This window comes from Streptomyces sp. NPDC048171 (assembly GCF_043202655.1).
Taxonomy (GTDB): domain Bacteria; phylum Actinomycetota; class Actinomycetes; order Streptomycetales; family Streptomycetaceae; genus Streptomyces.
This window is the reverse complement of record NZ_JBIDAU010000004.1, coordinates 231769-253520: the sequence shown is the minus strand read 5'-3', so window position 1 is coordinate 253520 and position 21752 is coordinate 231769. Positions and strand designations below refer to the sequence as shown.

Below are 21752 nucleotides of genomic sequence, written 5' to 3'. Positions count from 1 at the left end.
GGCGCCCCACCGGCCCCCGCAATTCACCTCCGCGTCACCACGCGTTGACCGCAAGTCACTTCCAGGTTGGCCGCGTGAGGGAATCGTGCGGGTACATGACCGGCAGGCGACCCATCCGCAGCGCACACCCCGGCGGCCTCCGCCGCCGCTTCCGGGCCACCCGCACCGGTGCCCTGTCCGCGGGCGCGCTGGTGGCATGCGCGTCGCTCGCCGTCGGCTGCGGCGTCGTCCCCGGTGCCACGGGGGGCTCCGGGGACGACCCGATCACCGTGATGACCTGGGCGCCGCAGGACACCGGCGCGACCAACAAACCCGGCATGCCCGCCCTCGCCCAGGCCTACGCCCGCTGGATCAACGACCGGGGCGGCCTCGACGGCCGCGAGCTCAACGTGCTCACCTGCAACGACCACAACGACAGCGTGACCGCCGCGAAGTGCGCGCGCCGCGCCGTCAAGGAGAACGCGGTCGCCGTCGTCGGCTCCTACAGCCAGCACGCCGACTCGTTCTTCCCCGTCCTCGAGGGCGCCGGCATCCCGTACATCGGCGGCTACGGCATCACGAACGCGGAGTTCACCAGCCCGCTGTCGTACCCGGTCAACGGAGGACAGCCCGCGCTGCTGGCCGGCCTCGGCAGCGCGCTGGCCGGCCCCTGCGGGCCGGTCACGCTGGTGCGCCCCGACACGATCGCCGGCGACCAGCTGCCGGTGCTGCTCGACTCGGGCCTGACCTCGGGCGGGCACGAGCGGGCCCAGGACCAGCGGGCGGCGGAGGACGCCACGGAGTACGGCGGACAGTCCCAGCGGGCGCTGGAGCGGACGGCCACCGGCTCCGCGGACCCGGGATGCGTGGTGCCCGTCCTCGGGGACCGCACCGGCACCTTCATGGACTCCTTCCGCCGGGCCCGCGAGGACCACCCCGAGGTACGCACCGCGACCGTGCTCGGCAGCGTCGACCAGAGCACGATCAACGCGAGCGGCGGGCCGTCCGGGCCCTACGAGGGGGCGTACGTCACCGGCTGGTACCCGTCGGTGAGCGACCCCGCCTGGAGCGGGATGAAGAAGGTGATCAAGGAGGAGGCGTTCGGCGACAACGACGTCGACGCGGCGGACGCCGGGGTGCAGACCACCTGGATCGCGTACACCGTGCTCAGTGAGATCGTCGCCTCGCTCGGCGACGGCGAGGTGAGCGCCGACTCCGTCCGGCGCGCCCTCGACGGCGGGCTGAAGGTCGGCACGGGCGGGCTCACGCCGTCCCTCCAGTGGACCTTCGCCGACAAACTGGCCTCCGTCGGCTTCCCGCGCCTGGTCAACGCCGAGGTCACCCTCCAGGTGGTGCGGGAGGGCCGCCTGGTCTCGGCCCGCCAGGAGGCCGTGGACACCACCCGCGTCCTGCAGAGCGCCGACGTGACCTGAGTGGGCCGGGGGTCCGGCCCGCCCGCCGGATCACAGCTGGGTGGGCCCGCGCTCCGTCAGGCCGTACTGCTTGGCGATCTTGTTCCACAGCCCGGCGGCCGTGGCCTTCTCCTTGCTCGCCGTGCCGCTGGCCCGGTTCCCGGCCTGCGTGTGGCTGGTGGTGCGGGCCGTGCCCTTCTTGCAGCCCTTCTTGCCGGCCGTCTGGTCGGCCCAGGCCGCGTAGTGGTTGTCGGCCGACGCCGAGGCCTGCCACGCCTTGTTGAGGGCGGTGGTCAGCTCGGTGTGCTGGGGCAGCTTGTCCACGGACAGCTCGGCGAGGCTCTCGACCAGCCCGGTGCGCTGCTTGGCGGCCTCGCGCAGGTCCTTGGCCGCCTGGGGCAGGTTGTCGCAGGACTTCACGTCGCCGACGGCGTTGATCACGGTGGTCCGGCCGGTGCCGCTCTCGGCGAGCAGCTTGTCCAGCTCCACGGCCTGCTGCCGGACCGGGTCGGCGGACGCCGGGGCGGAGGCCGACGCGGACTCGGAGGCCGGGGCCGTGGCGGAGACCGGCTGGTTCTCGCTCTTCTCGTCGCCGCCTCCCCCGCCGGCCATCATCGCCCCGGCGCCGACCCCGACGACGGCGATGGCCACGCCGACGGCCGCGATGAGCGGCACGCGCGAACGGCCACCGCCGCCCCGGCCGCCGTCGCCGTTCCCGCGCCGCCTGCCGCCACCACCGCCGCCGCCCGGGCCCTGGGGGGCGTACATCGACTGGCCCGCCGCCTGGTGCGGCTGCGGCTCGTCGAAGCGGGGCATCTGCTGCGTGGCGGAGGCCGGGCCGTCGGCGCCGGGGGCGCTGCGGAAGAGGTTGTCGAACTCGGCGGGCGGCTGCCGGCCCTCGTCACCGCCGGGCGCGGCGCCGTAGGGGGCACCGGCGGGACCGCCGGGCACGGGCGCGATGTACTGCGTGGCCTGGGCGTCGGGGTGGGCGGCGGGGTGGGCGGCGGGAGCCGGCTGGTGTCCGGCCGCGGGCTGCTCGGGGTACTGCGGTGCGCGGCCGAGGAACTGCGTCGACTCGGCCTGCGACTGCGCGGGTCTCTCCGGCGGCAGCGCCCCCGGACCCACGGGCGGTATGTGCGGTATGTACTGCGTGGCACCCTCGTCGGCGGATGCGGCGACCGGCGGTATGAACTGGGTCGCGCCCTCGTCGGCGGGCGGCAGCGGCGGGAACGCCTGGCCCTGGTGGGGCTGCGGTCCGGGCTGCTGGTGGGGCTGCGGCTGCGCGTACGGCGACTGCGCGCCGTAGGACTGATCGCCGTAGGACTGGTTCCCGTAGGCGGCCTGGTCGCCGTAGGACGGACCGCCGGCCGGGGTGCCGTACGCCGGGGCTTGCGCGCCCTCCGGGGGGAGCGGGCCGGGGCCCGCACCGGCCGGGGGCGGCAGGGCTCCGTGCGTCTGCGGCTGCTCCGGTCCGGTCTGTGCGGGTGGCCAGGCGTGCGGCTCCGAGGGCCGCGCAGGCGGCTGGGGGACCTGCTGCTCCGGGGTGCCCCAGGGCTGGGCGTCGGCCGGGGTGGACCAGCCCTGGCCGGAGTGCGGGCTCTGCTGCTCGGGGCCCCAGGGCCGGTCCCACGCCTGGCCGCCGGGTGGCGCCGAGGCGGGCACGGGCCCGCCGGCCGACGGGCCGGCGGAGCCGCCGGTCATGCCGGGCAGCAAGGGCTCGCCACCGTCCGAGGGCAGCACGATGCCTTCGTGCGCTTGCCGCGCCGAGGGCTCCTCGCCCTGTCCACTCTGCGTCACCGGGACTCCTACGAATGGGGGACCTTCGGAATCGTCGGCTCACGCTACCGGGTCCCCCGAGCCCACTGCCACGCCGCATGGGGCGACAGCTCTTTCCCTGTGACGGCAGTAACAAAACCGGGCCGCGGCACGCTGTTCATGTTCCTTCGCGATCACCACCCCGTGGTTTCACGCGTGTTCACGTGTCCGCGGCCCGTCCGTTCACGCGGCGGCCTGCAGATCCAGCCGCGCCCCGAACTCCCTGACCACGGCTTCATCCCGGTAGGGCTCCAACCGGGCCTGGAAGTCCTCCAGGTACTCGGCGCCCCGGTTGGAGCGCAGGGTCCCCAGGATCTCCACGGCCTTCGTCGCGGTGTTGCAGGCCTGTTCGATCTCCCGCTGCTGCACCTGCGCCGTGGCCAAGAGCACATGACCGATGGCCCGCCTGCGCGCCCGCGACTCGGGGTGACCGTCCAGGGACTGCCGCGCGTAGCGCGCCGCCGCGTCGGCCTGGCCGAGGTCCCGGTGACAGTGCGCCAACTCGTCGGCGAGGTACGCCTCGTCGAAGTGCCTGATCCACACCGGGTCGTCGCCGGAGGCCGGATCGGCCGCCTCCATCGCGCCGACCGCCCGCCCGGCCGCCTCGTGCGCCGACCGTACGTCGCCCAGGAGCGCGTGCCCGCGGGCCTCGGCGGCGTGGAACATCGACTCCGCGCGGGGCGTCACCCGGCCGCGCGCGCCCTCCTGCGCAGCCCGCGCCAACTGCGCGATCTCGCGCGGGTTTCCCAGCTGTGCGGCCAGGTGGCTCATGGACGCGGCCAGCACGTAACCGCCGTAGCCGCGGTCGCCGGCCGCCTGTGCGAGCCGCAGCGACTGGATGTAGTACCGCTGGGCGAGGCCCGGTTGGCCGGTGTCGACGGCCATGTATCCGGCCAGCTCGGTCAACCGGGCGACCGTGGCGAACAGTTCGCGCCCGACCGCCTCCCGGTAGGAGCCCGCCAGCAGCCCGGAGACCACGCTGTTCAGGTAGTGCACGAGCACCGGCCGGACGTGGCCGCTGCCGTACTGGTGGTCCAGGTCCGTCAGCGCCTGTGTCATCGCCCGCACGGCCGCCACGTCGGACGGCCCCACCCGCGGCCCGGCCGAGCGCGACACCTGCGAGTCGGGGGCGGAAATCAGCCAGTCCCGGCTGGGTTCGACGAGCGCGGAGGCGGCGACGGACGAACCGGACAGGAAGTCCCGGCGCCCCACGTCGCTGCGCCACAGCTCGCAGACCTGCTCGATGGCTCCCAGCACCGTCGGCGAGAACTGGAGGCCGACGCCGGACGCGAGGTTCTTGCCGTTGGCCATGCCGATCTCGTCGATCGTGACCGTGCGGCCGAGCTTGCGGCCGAGCGCCTCGGCGATGATCGCCGGTGCCCGGCCCCGCGGTTGCTGTCCGCGCAGCCAGCGGGCCACCGAGGTCTTGTCGTACCGCAGGTCGAGACCGTGCTCGACCCCGCACACGTTGACCCGGCGGGCGAGGCCCGCGTTCGAGCAGCCCGCTTCCTGAATGAGCGCCTGCAGTCGTTCGTTCGGCTGCCGCGCGACGAGAGGCCTTGCGGCCATGGCGTAACCCCCATGCGGTCTCTTGCGGTCTCGATGCTGTCCCGGCGGATCGTGGGACGAAGCGGATCCGGCCGTGAAGATCAATGCCCAGTCGATGTGCCGACAATGCGAGACTTGCGAAGCTTGCACTGCTTACGAGGATTGTCGGGGTAACGGACGGTGCCGGCCCCAGACGTGGCTACCCAGCTCCCGCGGCGAATCCTCCTGCGCGCCCCCACGTATGCGCCCGTGCGCCCCGGATGCGGAATCGATGCCCCTCCCCCGCGCACTCGACCCCCGTAACCCGGGGTGAGCACGGGAGTTGTGTTCCACGTGGAAGAGACCATCCAGGCCGCCGATGCCGCCCAGATCCCGCAGCAGCGCGGCACATCGCTGCTGGAGACCGCCGTTCGCTACGCCGAGGAGCGCCACTGGGACGTGTTTCCCGGTACCTGGCTGGTGGCCGCCGACGGGGTGCAGCGCTGCTCCTGCGCGGACCCGGCGTGCGCCGCCCCGGGCGCGCACCCGGCGCGCGAGGACTGGGCGGAGCAGGCGACGGGCAGCGCGACCGCGGCCCGCCGGATGTGGCAGAAGCAGCCGACGGCGTCGATCCTGCTGCCCACGGGGCGGACGTTCGACGCCGTCGACGTGCCCGAGACCGCGGGGTTCCTGGCGCTGGCCCGGATGGAGCGGATGGAGCTGACGCTGGGGCCGGTGACGCTGACGCCGGACCGGCGGATGCGGTTCTTCGTTCTGCCGGGCGCGGGGGTGAAGGTGCCGGACCTGGTACGGCGGTTGGGATGGGCGCCCCGGGCGCTTGATCTGCGGGTACTCGGGGAGGGGGCGTACGTGGCGGCGCCGCCCACGCGGGTGGGGACGTGGGGGGCGGTGCAGTGGGCGTGCCGGCCCACGCCGGCGAATCGGTGGTTGCCGGATGTGGAGGAGTTGGCGTCGCCGCTGGCGTATGCGTGCGGGCGGGATCGTTAGGGCGCCTTCTCGTCTGCCGGGCCGCTGTCCCGTGGGCGGCTGCGGGTGGCCGTTGGCTGATCGCGCAGTTCCCCGCGCCCCTTCGGGGGCGCTCTCCCCCCGTAGGGTTCGAAGTCGACGGAGGGAGACGTGGTGAGTGACAGTGCCGTGCGGGTGCGGGGGCTCTGGAAGCGGTTCGGGCAGCAGATTGCCGTGGGTGGGGTCGATCTGGATTTGCCGGCGGGCAAGTTCATCGGGCTGGTCGGGCCGAACGGGGCCGGGAAGACCACCACCCTCTCCATGGTGACCGGGCTGCTGCGGCCCGATCAGGGGTCGGTCGAGGTGGTCGGGCGCGACGTGTGGCGCGATCCGGTCGAGGTCAAGGCCAGGATCGGGGTGCTGCCCGAGGGGCTGCGGCTGTTCGAACGGCTGTCGGGCCGGGAACTGCTCGGCTACACCGGCCGGTTGCGCGGGCTTCCCGGTGACGAGGTCGACAAGCGGGCCACGCAGCTGCTGGACGTGCTCGACCTGACCGGCGCCCAGCACAAGCTGGTCGTCGACTACTCGACCGGCATGCGGAAGAAGATCGGGCTCGCGGCCGCCCTGCTGCACAACCCGGAAGTCCTCTTCCTGGACGAGCCGTTCGAGGGCGTCGACCCGGTCTCCGCGCAGACCATCCGGGGCGTCCTGGAGCGCTACACCTCCTCCGGCGCCACCGTCGTCTTCTCCTCCCACGTGATGGAGCTGGTGGAGTCGCTGTGCGACTGGGTGGCCGTCATGGCCGCAGGCCGCATCCGCGCCACCGGCACGCTCGCCGAGGTGCGCGGCGAGGCGGCCTCGTTGCAGCAGGCGTTCCTCGAACTCGTCGGCGCCGGGGGCCGGGACGCCGGTTCCGACCTGGACTGGCTGGGCGGCGGGTCCCGATGAACACGGAGACCCCGCTCGTCACGTCCGGCACGTCCGCCGCACCGGCCGCGCCCACCTCTGTCACCGCCGTCTTCGTGCGGCTGAAACTCTCCCTGCTGCGCAACGGACTGCGGCAGTCCGGCGGACGGCGGGCCGCGTACATCGCGTCGGCCGTCGCCGTCCTGCTCTTCGCCGCGCTCCAGCTGATCGGCCTGATCGCGCTGCGCGGGCACGCGCACGTGGAGTCGCTGGTCGTCCTGCTGGCGGCCGTGCTGGGACTCGGCTGGGCCGTGATGCCGCTGTTCTTCCCGGGCGGCGACGAGACGCTCGACCCGACCCGGCTGGTGATGCTGCCGCTGCGGCCCCGACCGCTGGTCCGGGCCCTGCTGACGTCGTCGCTGGTGGGCATCGGGCCGCTGTTCACGCTGTGCATGTTCGCCGGGTCCGTGGCCGCGGTCGCGCACGGCGGGGCGGCGTACGCCGTCGGCGTCGTGGCGGCGGTGCTCGCGCTGCTGGTGTGCGTGACCCTGGCGCGGGCCGTCGCCGCGGCCAACGTACGGCTGCTGACCAGCCGCAAGGGGCGCGACCTGGCGGTGCTGAGCGGTCTGGTCGTCGCGGTCGGCGCACAGCTGGTCAACTTCGGCGCACAGCGGCTGGGCTCCTCCGGGCTCGAACAGCTCGACCCGGCGGCCGACGTGCTGCGCTGGGTGCCGCCCGCGTCGGCGGTCGGCGCGATGGACGCGGCGAGCGACGGCGCGTACGGCACCGCCCTCGCGCAGCTCGCGCTGACCGCGGCGGCCCTGGTGCTGCTGCTGTGGGTGTGGGCCCGCCATCTGACGCGGCTGATGACCACGCCGGACGGCTCCACCATCCAGAGCGACACCCGGCCGGTGCGCGAGCGCGGCTCGTCGGGGCTCGCCCGGCTGCTGCCCGCGGGCCGCACCGGTACGACGATGGAGCGCACGCTGCGCTACGTGTGGCGCGATCCCAAGACCAAGGCGGCCTGGGTGACCTCGCTGGCCATCGGCCTGATCGTGCCGGTGTTCAACGCCTGGCAGGGCACGGGTTCGGTCTACTTCGCCTGCTTCGCCGCGGGGATGCTCGGCATCCAGATGTACAACCAGTTCGGACAGGACACGTCCGCGTTCTGGATGGTCGCGATGACGATCTCGTCGACGCGGGATGCCTACGTCGAGCTGCGGGCCCGCGCGCTGGCGCTGCTGCTGATCACCCTGCCGTACGCCACCCTCGTGACCGTCCTGACCACGGCGATGCTCGACGACTGGGCCGCCCTGCCCGAGACGCTGGGGCTGTCCTTCGCGCTGCTCGGCGCGATGCTGGCGACCGGCGCGTGGACCTCGGCGCGCTTCCCGTACTCCATCCCGCAGGAGGGGTACAAGAACGTCGCCCCCGGTCAGGTGGGGCTGGCCTGGATCTCGATCTTCGGCGGCATGGTGGGCGCGGCCCTGCTGTGCGCGCCCGTGATCGCGCTGACCGTCTGGCTGAACGTGAGCGAGGGCGCCGCGGGCCTGGGCTGGCTGCTGCTGCCGGTGGGGACGGTGTACGGCGCCGCGCTGACGCTGCTCGGGCTGCGGCTGGCGGCACCGCGCACGGCGGAGCGGCTGCCTGAGATCCTCACGGCGGTCAGCAAGGGGTGACGGTCCCGGGGGCGGGGCGGAGGTCAGCTCGGCCTGAGCGTGTCCAGGAACGGCTCGATGGCCGCCCGCCACGCCTCCGGCTGGTCGTAGTGGACGAGGTGGCCGGCGTCGGCGACCTCCGCGTACTGGCCGCCGGGCAGCACGCGGACCATCTCCTGGGCCTCGGCGCGGCCCAGCTCGCCGTCGAGGCCGCGCACCACCAGGGTCGGGCAGCGCACCTGCGCCAGCTCCTCCCAGTGGGCGTCGTAGACCCAGGTCTCGCGGGTCCTGAGCATCTGCTGCGGTTCGAAGACGGGGCGCCAGCCGTCCGGGGACTCGGCCATCACCTCGGCGTAGAACTCGCCGCGGGCCGAGTTGGGCCGCTCCACCCACGGGTCGTCCTCGCCGAACCACTTGCGGACGTCGGCGAGCGTGGCGAAGGGGACCGGCCAGGCGCGGAACCACTCGGTCCAGGTGTGCTGCGAGGCCGCGCCGAGGGCGGAGGCCCGCATGTCGCAGATGATCAGGCCGCGGACCAGGTCGGGGCGTTTGGCGGCGAGCTGCCAGGCGGTCAGCGCGCCCATGGCGTGGCCGATCAGGACGGCCGGGCCGAGGCCGAGCTGCTCCAGGGCGGCCTCGACGTCGTCGACGTAGGCCTCCCGGGTGTAGGAGCCGTGCGGGGGCTTGTCGCTGCGGCCGTGACCGCGCTGGTCGAGGGCGACGGCCCGATGGCGGGCGGCGAGCCAGCGGGCCGTGGGGGCCCAGTGCGAGGCGCGGCCCATCAGGCCGTGCAGTAAGAGCACGCCGGGCTGGTCGCCCGGGCCGTGTGTCCGGTTGGTCTTGGGAGGGTCGCCGAACTCCCACGCGGCGAGGCGTACGCCGCCCGCGCCGGTTACGTCGATGCGCCGCGCCATTGGTCCTGGCACCCCCAAGCTCCACTCGGAACCGTGTCCTGCCTGCCGTGCCTTGCCGTACCTGTCCGCAGAGTATCGAATACCTATTCGAAAGAGGCGTCTCGCCCAGCAACACCCCTCATTCGAGTGACACCCCTCGGGGATTGATCGCCGCTGCTCAGGGGAGATCTTCAACGGGAGGCGGGCCGCTCGGGGAAAACGGTCCGTGGGGATTGACCCTGAGAGCTCGGGGCTCCGGGTCAGCACAGGGGAGGACAGGCCCCGGCGCCGCACGGCGCCGGGGCCCTCTCCGTCTCTCCGGCATGTCCCGCCCCCTCCCCGACCGGGCGACATCGCTGTCACGCGCGGCCAAGAGCCCCCTACGTCATATGCCTCACGGCACAGCCTTGCACGCGAAGCGTCCGGGCGCTGCGATTCGGCGCACTGGAACCCGAAACGACGGGATCCGTGCGCCGGCGCACCTCCCCGCCCCCGGCGGACTCAGCGCTTGGCGACGAACACGTGGGAGGCGGTGTCCGACTCCAGCTCGGCGGCCTCGCCACCGCTGCCCACCAGCACGCCACCCGCCGACTCGGTCACGCTCACCACCGAACCGGGCTGCACACCCGCCCGGCGCAGCGTGTACATCAGCTGCGCGTCCGTCTGGATCGGCTCACCGATACGGCGCACGACGACCGTCTTGCCCTCCGTCCCCGGGTCGAGGTCGGCCAGCGAGACCATGCCCTCGTCCAGAAACGGGTCGGCGCCGTCGGCCTCGCCCAGCTCCTCCAGACCCGGGATCGGGTTCCCGTACGGCGACTCCGTCGGGTGGCGCAGCAGCTCCAGCACGCGCCGCTCGACGGCCTCGCTCATCACGTGCTCCCAGCGACACGCCTCGGCGTGCACCTGCTCCCACTCCAGGCCGATCACGTCGACGAGCAGGCACTCGGCGAGCCGGTGCTTGCGCATCACGCGCGTCGCCAGCCGCCGGCCCTCGTCGGTCAGCTCCAGATGCCGGTCGGCCGCCACGGACACCAGGCCGTCGCGCTCCATCCGCGCCACCGTCTGACTGACCGTCGGGCCGCTCTGATCGAGCCGCTCGGCGATCCGGGCGCGCATCGGGACCACACCTTCCTCCTCCAGCTCCAGGATGGTGCGGAGGTACATCTCCGTGGTGTCGATCAGTCCGGACATTCGTGCCCCTTGATGAGATTGCCGGAGGCCGCGGCCACCGGCGCGTGCGCTGGCCCTGGATTCAATTCTGACGCATACCACTGACAACCGTGCCTCGCGGTGCGAAGCCGGACCCGCGCGGCCCCGCCACGCCGTATTGACACCGCACTGGTCCAGACCGCACCGTGATCCGCGACACAGGCACACCGAAGGGGTCCCGCATGAGCGACCGCAAGCCGTCCGGGCAGTTCCTCGACGCGGCGATCGACCTCCTGCGCCGCGTCCGCGACGAGGAGGCGGACAGCGTCGAGGCGGCCGGGAGCCTGCTCGCCGACACCGTCCAGCGCGGTGGACGGCTCTTCGCCTTCGGCGCCGGCCACTCCTCCCTCGCCGCCCAGGACGTCGTCTACCGCGCCGGCGGACTCGCCCTGATGAACCTGCTCACCGTGCCCGGCGTCGTCGGCGTCGACGTGATGCCCGCCACGCTCGGCTCCGCCCTGGAACGCGTCGACGGCCTCGCGAGCGTCGTCCTGGACTCCTCCCCGCTGCGCGAGGGCGACGCCTTGGTGATCATCTCCCTGTCCGGGCGCAACGCCCTGCCCGTCGAGATGGCCATGAAAGCCCGCGCCCTCGGTGTCCGCACCATCGGCGTGACCTCGGTGGCGTACGCGTCCGAGACGACCTCCCGGCACGGCTCCGGCACCTTCCTCAAGGACCACTGCGACATCGTGCTCGACTCGAAGATCGCCGTCGGGGACGCGGAACTCACCCTCGACACCGTCCCGGCGCCCTTCGCACCCGCCTCCACGGTCGTCACCAGCGCCCTCATGCAGGCCATGATGGCCACCGCGGCCGGCGCCCTCGCCGACCTCGGCATCGAGCCCCCGCTGCTGCGCTCCGGCAACGTGGACGGCGGCCACGACTGGAACACGCGCGTCCTCGACCAGTACCGGGACCGGATCTTCTACCAGCGCTGAGCCGGCCCGCGCGGGCACCCCGCTACCGCTTCTCCACCGCACCGGCCAGATCCAGCGCGGACGCGATCCGGACGGCCACGTCCTCCGCGTACATCGCGTCGGACCGCTCGAACGCGCTCCGCCCAGCGCCCCGCAGGAACGTCACCACGCCCAGCGTCCGGCCCCGGCTGCGCAGCACCGCGCACAGGCCGTGCACCGTGTCCGCCGGCCACTGCCGGGCCACCGCCCAGTCCCGCACCTTCTCGGGCGGCACCGCCCGCGCACCGGCGCTGGCCCGCACCGAGCCCGCCCGCTCCACACAGCTCACCGCCGGATGCCCCTCGCCGTAGCGCACCGGCATCCCGGCCGTCCCCGACGGCACGCTCGGTCCCGGCGCACCGGACGGCGTGGCCGCCACCCGCACCAGCCGGACCGGCACCGCCGCGTCGGTGTCCGCGGCCCCGCCCGCCAGCCGGTCGATCAGCGCGTGGTCGGCGAAACCGGCGAGCGCGAAGTCCAGGTGGACCACCGCCGCCTCCGCCGGGTCCTCGCACTCCGCCGCCGCCCGCGCCGCCCGGTGCAGCTGATTGGCCCGGAACCGCAGCAGCGCCGCCTCCTGCTCGGCCTGCTTGGCCTCGGTGATGTCCTGGAACAGCCAGCCCACGCCCAGCGGCACCGGCTCCTCCGCGAGCGGCGACGCCAGCCGCACGAACCCGCTGCGCCAGCACCGCCGCCGCTCCCCCTCCGGCGTCCGCAGCCCCACCCACACCTCGGCGGGTCCGGGCGGCGCGCCCTCCGCCAGGACGTGCGTCAGCGCGTTCTCCAGGTCTTCCACGCCCTGCACGAGCAGATCGCCGAGCGGCCGCCCCAGCACCGAGGTCCGCCCGGCGCCCAGCGCGCGTGCGGCGTGCGCGTTGACGACGGCGGGGCGCAGGTCCGCGTCCACCAGGACGACACCCCAGCTCGCGTCCTCCAGCAGCGCCTCGCTCAGCGCGATGGACCGCTCCAGGTCGATCTGCGCGTGCACCTCGCTGAACGCGCAGTACACCCCCGCGGGCTTCCCGTCGGCGCCGCGCACGGCCGCGGACTGGGTGCGCACCAGCACCCGCCCACCGTCCTTGGTCAGCAGCGCGAACTCGTTCACCTGCCGCCCCGGCGCATGCATCGCGGACAGCAGCCGGTCCTCCACCTCACCGGCGTCCGCGCTGCGCACGGCCCACCCGGCGAAGCCCTGCCGGCCCACGGCCTCGGCCGCGCTCCAGCCCAGGATCCGCTCCGCCTCGCGGTTCCAGTGGGTGACCACGCCGTCCGCGTCGAAGGCGCACAGGGCCGCGTCCATCCCGTCGAGGAGCGCGGCCAACAGGTCCGCGCCGTCCCGCTCGGGCTGCTCCGGCTCGTCCGGCCCCAGCTCGTCGGTGGTCCCACTACGCCGGGAAGCACTCACCTGGACCCCCTGCAGGCTGCGTCCGCCGTACGGTACGTCGGTTCGCTCACTGGCCTTCATTCAACTCGAACGTGATGCAGCACACACCGGGTTCCCACAAGATTGCGGAAATCGTTGTACTGCGGAAACTCGGCATACGCCCCCGTCATGACGGTCCCGACGCGGGGTCGGCAAGTCTCAGATCGACCCACTCGTCCCGCTCGCCGTCCAGGACGTACCGCTCCCGTTCCACGAACCCACGCCCCGCGGCGAACCGCAACCCGTCGGCGTTCGCCGCCAGCACCACGGTCTCCACCGCCCGGGCGCCGAGCCCCCGCGCGTGCGCGAGACCCGCCTCGTAGAGCGCGGTACCGATGCCGCGCCCCCGGAACGCGGGCAGCACCCGCGCGATCACGGTGGCCACCCGCTCCTCCCCCTCCGGCGGCCGCACCGTGGAGCAGCCGGCGAGCGTGTCCCCGAGGTAGGCGTTCTCCAGCCGGTACCGCCGCACGCGCTCCCGCGCCTCGTCCGGGGTCATCGCGGCGGGCGGCACGATCTCGTTGTGCACGTACCGCCACTCCTGGACCATCACGTCCCCCTCGACGGCCGCGATCCGCAGCCCGGGCCCGCACGGCTCGAAGTCCTCCATGGGCGAAACGGTAGGTGACCAGCGAAGACGCGTCCATGGGTGATCACTGGGGAATCCGGTCGAAAAACCGATTGATCCGGGGCCGAGCGGTTCCTAGTGTGGGCCCCACACCGAAAGGAGGTGATCCGGCGAATGTATGACAACCGGACGCGTGAGGTGGCTGCGGGCTAGCGGCCCGTCACCACATCTTGTGCGGTGCCGGACCAGCGTGTGCGAGACGCACGCAGCCGGCCAAACCAACGCAGTCACCCGACCCGCGAGTCGCCGGTACGTCCGGCCGGCTCCTCCGCTGGAGGAACCAGACTCGCGGGTCGCCTGCGTTTCGGGGGTGGTCAGGGCGTGAGGGTTTCGGAGCCCTCGATGGTGTGCGGGTCGCGGGGGCCCGGGCCGACGTAGCGGGCCGAGGGGCGGACCAGGCGGCCGGTGCGCTTCTGTTCGAGGATGTGGGCGGACCAGCCGGCCGTGCGGGCGCAGGTGAACATCGAGGTGAACATGTGGGCCGGGACCTCGGCGAAGTCCAGCATGATGGCGGCCCAGAACTCGACGTTGGTGGCCAGGACGCGGTCCGGGCGGCGGGCGTGGAGTTCGGCGAGGGCGGCCTTCTCCAGGGCCTCGGCGACCTCGTAACGCGGGGCGCCCAGCTCGCGGGCGGTGCGGCGCAGGACGCGGGCGCGGGGGTCCTCGGCGCGGTAGACGCGGTGGCCGAAGCCCATCAGGCGTTCGCCCGCGTCGAGTGTCTTCTTGACGTACGCCTCGGCGTCGCCGGTGCGCTCGATCTCCTCGATCATGCCGAGGACGCGGGAGGGGGCGCCGCCGTGCAGCGGGCCCGACATGGCTCCCACGGCGCCGGAGAGGGCGGCGGCCACGTCGGCGCCGGTGGAGGCGATGACGCGGGCGGTGAAGGTGGAGGCGTTCATGCCGTGCTCGGCGGCCGAGGTCCAGTAGGCGTCGACGGCGGCGACGTGCTTGGGGTCGGGCTCGCCGCGCCAGCGGATCATGAAGCGTTCGACGACGGACTGGGCCTTGTCGATCTCGCGCTGCGGGACCATGGGCAGGCCCTGGCCGCGGGCCGACTGGGCGACGTAGGAGAGGGCCATCACGGCGGCGCGGGCGAGGTCGGCGCGGGCCTGCTCGGCGTCGATGTCCAGGAGGGGTTTGAGGCCCCAGACCGGCGCGAGCATGGCGAGCGCGGACTGGACGTCCACGCGGATGTCGCCGGAGTGGACCGGAATCGGGAAGGGCTCGGCGGGCGGGAGGCCGGGGTTGAAGGCGCCGTCGACGAGGAGGCCCCAGACGTTCCCGTAGGACACGTGGCCGACCAGGTCCTCGATGTCGACGCCGCGGTAGCGGAGGGCGCCGCCCTCCTTGTCGGGTTCGGCGATCTCCGTCTCGAACGCGACGACTCCCTCTAGCCCGGGTACGAAGTCGGACATCAGGCGGCTCCTCGTGACGTAGATGTGTGGTGACCGACCCGTCGGCTTCATCGGGTCCACCGGATCCACGGTCGTGCGCACGACTCGCGGTCCTCGTTCTGCGGTCACCCCTGTGATGCCCCGTACGGCCGTTCGTCCAACCGCGCCGGGACCAGCACGATATCTCCGAGTGCCAGACGTGGGGAGGGGTTGCGGCACTCAGTGCCACTCAGTGACGAAGGACACCGCGGATACGGCAGGATGGCCGGTGTGACCGACCGCGATGCCGTCCCCTTCGATCTCGCCTCGATGCGCAAGCAGTACCGGGCCGAGGGGCTGTCCGAGTCCGAGCTGGCCGCCGGCCCCGTCGAGCAGTTCGCGCGCTGGTTCAGGCAGGCCGCCATGGAGGGCGGACTGTTCGAGCCGAACGCGATGGTCGTCTCCACCGCCGACGCCGAGGGGCGGCCCAGCTCCCGCACGGTGCTGCTGAAGCACTTCGACGAGCAGGGCTTCGTCTTCTACACCAACTACGACTCCCGCAAGGGCCGCGAGCTGGGCTCGAACCCGTACGTCTCGCTGCTCTTCCCCTGGCATCCGATGGCCCGGCAGGTGATCGTGACGGGCGTGGCGCGGCGTACCGGGCGGGACGAGACCGCCGCGTACTTCCGGAGCCGGCCGCACGGCTCCCAGCTGGGGGCGTGGGCCAGCGCGCAGTCGTCGGTGGTGGCCGGCCGGGAGGGTCTGGACGCCGCGTACGCGGAGCTGGCCGGACGCCACCCGGCGGGCGGGCAGGTGCCGGTGCCGCCGCACTGGGGCGGCTTCCGGGTGGCGCCGCGGGAGGTCGAGTTCTGGCAGGGGCGGGAGAACCGGCTGCACGACCGGCTGCGGTACGTGGCCGAGGCGGACGGGAGCTGGCGGGTGGAGCGGCTCGCTCCGTGACCTGCGTCAGTCCAGCTCGGCGGCGAGGAGCCCCGCCCACTGGTCGACCACCCGTTCCCGCCGCGCCCGGTCGTCGGTGAGGAGGTTGGCGAGGCCCAGGCCGCGGGCCATGTCGAGGAGGCCCTGGACGGTCTCCCGGGCGCCGGGGCGGGTCTCGTCGGCGCCGAGGAGGTCGACGGCGATGCGGTGGCTCTCGCGGCCGACGCGGGCCTCCAGCTCGGTGACCCGGCCGCGCAGCTGCTCCTCGTTGGAGGCGGCCACCCACAGGTGGAGGGCGGCCCGGAAGAGCGGGCCGGTGTAGAGGCCGACCAGCGCGGCGACCACGGCCCGGCGGTCACCGGCCGCCGCACCCTCGGGGAACAGGGCGCGCAGCGCGAGGGAGCGCTCCTCGGCGACGTACTCCACGGCCGCGGTGAAGAGGTCCTCACGGGTCGGGAAGTGGTGCTGGGCGGCGCCGCGGGAGACGCCGGCGTGTTCGGCGACGACGGAGACCGTGGAGCCCGCCCAGCCGCGTTCGGCGAGGCAGGCGACGGCGGCTTCGAGGAGCCGCTGCCGGGTGGCCCGGCTGCGGTCCTGCTTCGGCACGCGCTCCGCGCGGTCGGCCGTGTTCGCGGCGCCGCTCACACCACCCATTCCGGATCCCGTCGTTCGAGGAAGGCCGTCATCCCCTCGCGGGCCTGCGGGGAGGCGAACAGCCGGGCCGAGAGCGCGGTCAGGTCGGCCGCGTCCCGGTCGAAGGCCTCCAGCACCCTAGCCGTGAGCAGCCGCTTCGTCTCGGCCAGGCCCTGCGGGGAGGCACGGCGCACACCGTCGAGGACGGGCGCGAGTACGGCGTCCACGTCGTCGCCCGCCGCCGTGACCAGGCCGGTGCGGGCGGCCTCGGCGGCGTCGAAGCGCTCGCCGGTGAGGTAGTAGCGGGCGAGGGCGCGGGGGTCGGTGCGCGGCAGCAGGGTGAGGGAGATGACGGCGGGCGCGACGCCGATGCGGACCTCGGTGAAGGCGAAGGTGGCCTGGTGGGAGGCGGCCGAGATGTCGCAGGCGGCGAGGAGGCCGAGGCCGCCCGCGCGGACGTGGCCGGTGACGCGGGCGACGACCGGTTTGGGCAGCTCGGCGATCTGCCGGAAGAGCCCGACCAGCGCGTCCGGGTCCGGCGGGTCGCGCAGGTCGGCACCGGCGCTGAAGGTGGTGCCGGTGTGGGTGAGGACGACGGCGCGCACACCGGTGTCGTCGCCGGCGTCGGTGAGGGCGGCGGCCAGGTCGCCGACGAGGGCGGCGGAGAGGGCGTTGCGGTTGTGCGGGGAGTCGAGGGTGAGGGTCTCGACGCCGCGTTCGCGGGTGCGGGCGACCAGGGTCATACGGTGCCTCGCAGTTCCCGGCGCAGGATCTTGCCGCTGGCGGCCCTGGGCACGGCGTCGATGAAGGTGACCTCGCGGACGCGTTTGTAGGGGGCGACGCGTTCGGCGACGTACATCATGATCTCGCCCTCCGAGAGACCGGGTGCGGTGGGCTGGCGCACGACGTAGGCGTGCGGGACTTCGTTGCCGTCGTCGTTGTACGCGCCGACGACGGCGGCGTCGGCGACGCCGGGGTGGGTGAGCAGGAGGGCCTCCAGTTCGGCGGGGGCCACCTGGAAGCCCTTGTACTTGATCAGTTCCTTGACGCGGTCGACGACGAAGAGCCAGCCGTCGGAGTCGGCGTGTCCGACGTCGCCGGTGTGCAGCCAGCCGTCCTCGTCGATCAGGGCGGCGGTGGCGTCGGGGCGGCCCAGGTAGCCCTTCATGATCTGGGGGCCGCGGATGAGTATCTCGCCGGACTCGCCGGGGGGCAGGTCCTTGCCGGGGTCGGTGAGGGAGACGATGCGCATCTCGGTCCCGGCGATCAGCTTGCCGACGCTGCCGGGCGGCGCGTCGGCCATGGCGTCCAGGGGGACGACGTGGGTGCCCGGCGAGAGTTCGGTCATGCCGTACGCCTGGCCCACCGGCGGCAGGCCGAGCCGCCGGGAGCAGGCGGCGGCGAGCTGGGCGTCCAGGGGGGCGGCGGCGCTGACGATGTACTTGAGGGACGAGAGGTCGTACTCGGCGACCAGGGGGTGCTTGGCGAGGGCCAGGACGATCGGCGGGGCGACGTAGAGGCCGGTTATGCGGTGGTTCTGGATGGCGGCGAGGAACTGCTCCAGGTCGAAGCGGGGCAGGACGACGACGGTGGCGCCGAGCCGCAGCGGGGCGTTCATCAGGGCGGTGAGGCCGTAGATGTGGAAGAAGGGCAGCACGGCGAGGACGCGGTCGCCGGGGGCGGCCGGCATCAGCGGTTCGAGCTGGGCGAGGTTGGTGGCGATCTGGCGGTGGGTGAGCATCACGCCCTTGGGGGTGCCGGTGGTGCCGGAGGAGTAAGGCAGCGCGGCGACGTCCTCGGCGGGGTCGATCGCGATCCGGGGTTCGGGGGCGGTCGAGGCCAGCATGTCGATCAGGGAGCGGTGGCCGGGCGCGCTGTCGCACACCAGGATCTCCTGGACGCCGCCCGCGAGTTCGGCGGCCCGGCGGGCGGTGTCGAGCAGCGGTGAGACGGTGACGATCCAGCGGGCCCGCGCGTCGCCAAGCTGCTTGGCGAACTCCTCCGCCGTGGCCAGCGGGTGCACCGTGGTCACGGAGGCGCCCGCGCGGGTGGCGGCGTAGAAGGCGAGCGGGAAGGCGACGGTGTTGGGGCTGTGCAGGGCGAGGACATCGCCCTTGCGGACCCCGGCCTCCGCGAGGGCGGCGGCGACGCGCCGGTGGAACCGGTCCACCTGCTCGTAGGTGAGGGTGGTGCCGTCGGTGCCGTCGATCAGCGCCGGTGCGCTCCCGAAGGCGGCGGCCCGGCCGAGCACGGCCTCGTGGATGGGCAGGTCGACGGGTGGGACGTCGGCGTACTGGCTGCGGAACACGGTTCCTCCAAGGCGGCTCGTACGACGTGGGGCGCGGCCCCGAAGTGCCTAATAGGACTTGGGCAGACCGAGGGTCTGGTGGGAGACGTAGTTGAGGATCATCTCCCTGCTCACCGGGGCGATTCGGGCGACCCGCGCCGCCGTGATCAGCGAGGCGAGGCCGAACTCGCGCGTGAGGCCGTTGCCGCCGAGGGTGTGGACGGCCTGGTCGACGGCCTTCACGCAGGCCTCCCCGGCCGCGTACTTGGCCATGTTGGCGGCCTCGCCCGCGCCCATGTCGTCACCGGCGTCGTAGAGGTGCGCGGCCTTCTGCGTCATCAGGCGGGAGAGTTCGAGGTCGATGTGGGCCTGGGCGAGGGGGTGGGCGATGGCCTGGTGGGCGCCGATGGGGGTCTTCCAGACGGTGCGTTGGCGGGCGTAGTCGAGGGCGCGGGCGAGGGCGTAGCGGCCGATGCCGATGCCGAAGGCCGCCGTCATGATGCGCTCGGGGTTGAGGCCGGCGAAGAGCTGGAGGAGGCCCGCGTCCTCGTCGCCGACGAGCGCGTCGGCGGGCAGCCGTACGTCGTCGAGGGTCAGCTCGAACTGCTTCTCGGTGGCGTGCAGTTCCATGTCGAGCTGCCGTCGCTCGAAGCCGGGGGTGTCTCGGGGGACGATGAACAGGCAGGGCTTGAGGTTGCCGGTGCGGCCCTCTTTAGTAGACACAGTCTCGGTGCGGCCGACGATGAGGGTGGCGTCGGCGATGTCGACGCCGCTGATGAAGACCTTGCGGCCGGTGAGGAGCCAGTCGCCGGTGGCGCCGTCGCGGCGTGCGGTGGTGGTGATGCGGTGGCTGTTGGAGCCGGCGTCGGGTTCGGTGATGCCGAAGGCCATGAGGCGGGTGCCGTCGGCTATGCCAGGGAGCCAGGTCCGCTTCTGTTCGTCGGTGCCGAAGCGGGCGATGACGGTGCCGCATATCGCCGGGGAGACGATCATCATGAGCAGGGGATTGCCGGCGGCGCCCATCTCTTCGAGGACGAGGGAGAGTTCCGTGACACCGCCGCCCCCGCCTCCGTACGCCTCCGGCAGGCTCACGCCGATGTAGCCGAGCTTGCCGGCCTCCTGCCAGAAGTGCCGGCTCTCGGCGGGGGCGGTGGCGCGGGGGTGGCTGCGGGCGAAGGCCGAGACCGCTTCGCGGAGGGACTTGTGCTCATCCGGTTCGAGGAGGGTGGTCATCACTGTGCTCCTTCGGGTGCGGGCTTCGTTGTGGCTGATCGCGCAGTTCCCCGCGCCCCATGGGTCTCTTCCACTACCGCCAGGAGAGAGCCCACCGTGACCTGTTGCCCGGGTCCGACTCGCAGGTCCGTGAGCGTGCCCGTCGTGGGGGCCGTGATGCGGTGTTCCATCTTCATCGCCTCCAGCCAGAGGAGGGGCTGGCCCGCCTCCACCGCGGAGCCCTCCGTGAGGCCCTCCGCGACGCGGACGACCGTGCCGGGCATGGGGGCGAGGAGGGAGCCGGGGGCGTGCTGGGCGGTGGGGTCGGGGAAGCGGGGCGGGACGGTGAGGGCGGTGGTGTTGACGTGGACGCGGTCGCCGTAGCGGGCGACCTCGTAGCGGCGTCGTACGCCGTCGGTCTCGAGGACGACCAGGCGGGCGTCGGCGTGGACGACCCGTACGCCGTCCGCCGTGAGGCCGGTGCGGGTGTGGTGGTAGCGGACCTCGTGTTCCTCGCCGGCGAGGAGGTAGCGCTTGACCTGCGGCTGCGAGGGCAGGTTGCGCCAGCCGCCGAAGCGGCCCGGGTGGGCGCTCGCGTCGGCGAGGGCGGCGGCGAGCGGGGCGAGGGGGTCGGGGGCGGGCTCGGTGAGTGCGGCCAGGTGGCGGTCGTAGAAGCCGGTGTCCATGCGGGCGGAGGTGAACTCCTCGTGGCGCAGGGAGCGGACGAGGAGGTCGCGGTTGGTGACCGGGCCGTGGATCGCCGCCCGTTCCAGGGCTCCGGCGAGGCGGCGGACGGCCTCCGCGCGGGTGGGTGCGTGGGCGACGGTCTTGGCGAGCATCGGGTCGTAGTGGACGCCGATGTCGTCGCCGTCGGTGTAGCCGGTGTCCAGGCGGATGCCGTCGGGCACGGTGAGGCGGTGCAGGCGGCCGGTCTGCGGGGCCCAGCCCTGTGCGGGATCCTCGGCGTACAGGCGGGCCTCGACGGCGTGGCCACGCGCGCGTGGGGGGTCGTTCTCGAGGGCGTGGCCCTCGGCGACGCGGAGTTGGAGGGCGACGAGGTCGACGTCGAAGACCGCCTCCGTGACGGGGTGTTCGACCTGGAGGCGGGTGTTCATCTCCAGGAAGTGGGCCTTCCCCCCGGCGACGAGGAACTCGACCGTTCCGGCGCCTGCGTAGTCGACGGCGCGGGCGGCGCGTACGGCGAGGTCGTGGAGTTCGCGCTCGATCTCCTGGGTGAGGTCCGGTGCCGGGGCCTCCTCGATCACCTTCTGGTGGCGGCGCTGGAGGGAGCAGTCACGGGTGCCGAGCGCCCAGACCGTGCCGTGGGTGTCGGCGAGGATCTGCACCTCGACGTGGCGGCCGTCCTCGACGTACGGCTCCACGAAGACCTCGCCGTCGCCGAAGGCGCTCGCCGCCTCCGCGCGGGCGGCGGTCAGTTCGGCGTCCAGGTCGGCGAGGCGCCGTACGACGCGCATGCCGCGTCCGCCGCCGCCCGCCGCGGCCTTCACCAGCACGGGCAGGTCGGCCTCGGTGACCTCGCCCAGGGGGGCGATGCCCATCAGTTCCTTGGCGCGGGTCTTGGACGCCATCGCCTCGATGGCCTCCGGCGGCGGCCCGATCCAGGTCAGCCCGGCGTCGAGGACGGCGCGGGCGAAGCCGGCGTTCTCGGAGAGGAAGCCGTAGCCGGGGTGGACGGCGTCGGCGCCGGCGGCGAGCGCGGCCTTCACGATCAGGTCGCCGCGCAGGTACGTGTCGGCGGAGGAGGTGCCCGGCAGGCGTACGGCCGCGTCGGCCACGCGCGCGTGGAGGGCGTTCTCGTCGGCGTCCGAGTGCACGGCGACGGTCCGGATCCCCGACTCGCGGCAGGTGCGGAAGATCCGGCAGGCAATCTCGCCGCGGTTGGCGACGAGGACGGTACCGATCACGGTGTTTC

At 73.4% G+C, this 21752-nt stretch carries 18 protein-coding genes; 6 read left to right on the top strand and 12 right to left on the bottom strand.

Going from position 1 to position 21752, the window contains the following annotated elements; translation table 11 throughout:
• Positions 1-95 precede the first annotated feature (95 nt).
• Entirely contained in the window at positions 96-1412 is a 1317-nt protein-coding gene (locus tag ACGF3J_RS12935) for an ABC transporter substrate-binding protein (RefSeq protein ID WP_161329184.1), read from the top strand.
• A 30-nt stretch (positions 1413-1442) separates the two neighbouring features.
• Here the strand turns inward: ACGF3J_RS12935 and ACGF3J_RS12930 are convergent, their stop codons facing one another.
• Entirely contained in the window at positions 1443-3188 is a 1746-nt protein-coding gene (locus tag ACGF3J_RS12930; protein WP_393854124.1) for a hypothetical protein, read from the bottom strand.
• 201 nt (positions 3189-3389) lie between these two features.
• Positions 3390-4775 (bottom strand): transcriptional regulator, encoded by a 1386-nt coding sequence (locus ACGF3J_RS12925; protein ID WP_161331308.1) that lies wholly within the window; start codon positions 4773-4775, stop codon positions 3390-3392.
• Between the two features lie 312 nt (positions 4776-5087).
• Between ACGF3J_RS12925 and ACGF3J_RS12920 the strand changes: the two genes are divergently transcribed.
• From ACGF3J_RS12920 to ACGF3J_RS12910, 3 genes are all read left to right on the top strand, one after another.
• Positions 5088-5741 (top strand): bifunctional DNA primase/polymerase, encoded by a 654-nt coding sequence (locus tag ACGF3J_RS12920; RefSeq protein WP_346346265.1) that lies wholly within the window; start codon positions 5088-5090, stop codon positions 5739-5741.
• A 129-nt stretch (positions 5742-5870) separates the two neighbouring features.
• Entirely contained in the window at positions 5871-6647 is a 777-nt protein-coding gene (locus ACGF3J_RS12915; RefSeq protein ID WP_161331310.1) for an ABC transporter ATP-binding protein, read from the top strand.
• Positions 6644-8284 (top strand): transporter, encoded by a 1641-nt coding sequence (locus tag ACGF3J_RS12910; protein ID WP_161331311.1) that lies wholly within the window; start codon positions 6644-6646, stop codon positions 8282-8284. Before ACGF3J_RS12915 ends, ACGF3J_RS12910 begins: the two co-directional genes overlap by 4 nt.
• A 23-nt stretch (positions 8285-8307) precedes the next feature.
• Here the strand turns inward: ACGF3J_RS12910 and ACGF3J_RS12905 are convergent, their stop codons facing one another.
• Positions 8308-9177, bottom strand: coding sequence for an alpha/beta fold hydrolase (locus tag ACGF3J_RS12905; RefSeq protein ID WP_393854179.1), 870 nt, complete (start codon positions 9175-9177; stop codon positions 8308-8310).
• A gap of 480 nt (positions 9178-9657) precedes the next feature.
• Positions 9658-10350 carry a metal-dependent transcriptional regulator gene (locus tag ACGF3J_RS12900; protein WP_125494694.1) on the bottom strand — a complete coding sequence of 231 codons (693 nt, stop codon included), beginning with the start codon at positions 10348-10350 and terminating at the stop codon, positions 9658-9660.
• 200 nt (positions 10351-10550) lie between these two features.
• On the opposite strand from ACGF3J_RS12900, the gene ACGF3J_RS12895 reads away from it, so the two are divergent.
• Entirely contained in the window at positions 10551-11306 is a 756-nt protein-coding gene (locus tag ACGF3J_RS12895; RefSeq protein WP_161331312.1) for an SIS domain-containing protein, read from the top strand.
• 22 nt (positions 11307-11328) lie between these two features.
• Here ACGF3J_RS12895 and ACGF3J_RS12890 read toward each other — a convergent pair whose 3' ends face one another.
• From ACGF3J_RS12890 to ACGF3J_RS12880, 3 genes are all read right to left on the bottom strand, one after another.
• Positions 11329-12729, bottom strand: coding sequence for a PAS domain-containing protein (locus tag ACGF3J_RS12890; RefSeq protein WP_393854123.1), 1401 nt, complete (start codon positions 12727-12729; stop codon positions 11329-11331).
• A 145-nt stretch (positions 12730-12874) separates the two neighbouring features.
• Positions 12875-13357 (bottom strand): GNAT family N-acetyltransferase, encoded by a 483-nt coding sequence (locus ACGF3J_RS12885; RefSeq protein WP_161331314.1) that lies wholly within the window; start codon positions 13355-13357, stop codon positions 12875-12877.
• A 332-nt stretch (positions 13358-13689) separates the two neighbouring features.
• A complete protein-coding gene (locus tag ACGF3J_RS12880; protein ID WP_122619669.1) occupies positions 13690-14790 on the bottom strand; it encodes a citrate synthase 2 in 1101 nt (366 codons plus the stop codon).
• 240 nt (positions 14791-15030) lie between these two features.
• Here ACGF3J_RS12880 and pdxH point away from each other — a divergent pair, with 240 nt between their 5' ends.
• Complete coding sequence (gene pdxH / locus ACGF3J_RS12875) at positions 15031-15708, top strand: pyridoxamine 5'-phosphate oxidase (protein ID WP_202558770.1); 678 nt, start codon at positions 15031-15033, stop codon at positions 15706-15708.
• A 6-nt stretch (positions 15709-15714) separates the two neighbouring features.
• Here pdxH and ACGF3J_RS12870 read toward each other — a convergent pair whose 3' ends face one another.
• From ACGF3J_RS12870 to ACGF3J_RS12850, 5 genes are read right to left on the bottom strand one after another with little or no spacing between them, the layout of a single operon-like run.
• Positions 15715-16341 carry a TetR/AcrR family transcriptional regulator gene (locus ACGF3J_RS12870; RefSeq protein WP_161331316.1) on the bottom strand — a complete coding sequence of 209 codons (627 nt, stop codon included), beginning with the start codon at positions 16339-16341 and terminating at the stop codon, positions 15715-15717.
• Positions 16329-17063 (bottom strand): enoyl-CoA hydratase family protein, encoded by a 735-nt coding sequence (locus tag ACGF3J_RS12865; protein WP_161331317.1) that lies wholly within the window; start codon positions 17061-17063, stop codon positions 16329-16331. The genes ACGF3J_RS12870 and ACGF3J_RS12865 overlap by 13 nt, the downstream gene beginning before the upstream one ends.
• Positions 17060-18628: a 4-coumarate--CoA ligase family protein gene (locus ACGF3J_RS12860; RefSeq protein WP_161331318.1), complete on the bottom strand. Its 1569-nt coding sequence runs from the start codon at positions 18626-18628 to the stop codon at positions 17060-17062. The genes ACGF3J_RS12865 and ACGF3J_RS12860 overlap by 4 nt, the downstream gene beginning before the upstream one ends.
• 48 nt (positions 18629-18676) lie before the next feature.
• Positions 18677-19840, bottom strand: a complete 1164-nt coding sequence (locus tag ACGF3J_RS12855; RefSeq protein ID WP_393854122.1) for an acyl-CoA dehydrogenase family protein — start codon at positions 19838-19840, stop codon at positions 18677-18679.
• Entirely contained in the window at positions 19840-21744 is a 1905-nt protein-coding gene (locus tag ACGF3J_RS12850) for a biotin carboxylase N-terminal domain-containing protein (protein WP_393854121.1), read from the bottom strand. Before ACGF3J_RS12850 ends, ACGF3J_RS12855 begins: the two co-directional genes overlap by 1 nt.
• Positions 21745-21752: the final 8 nt, after the last annotated feature.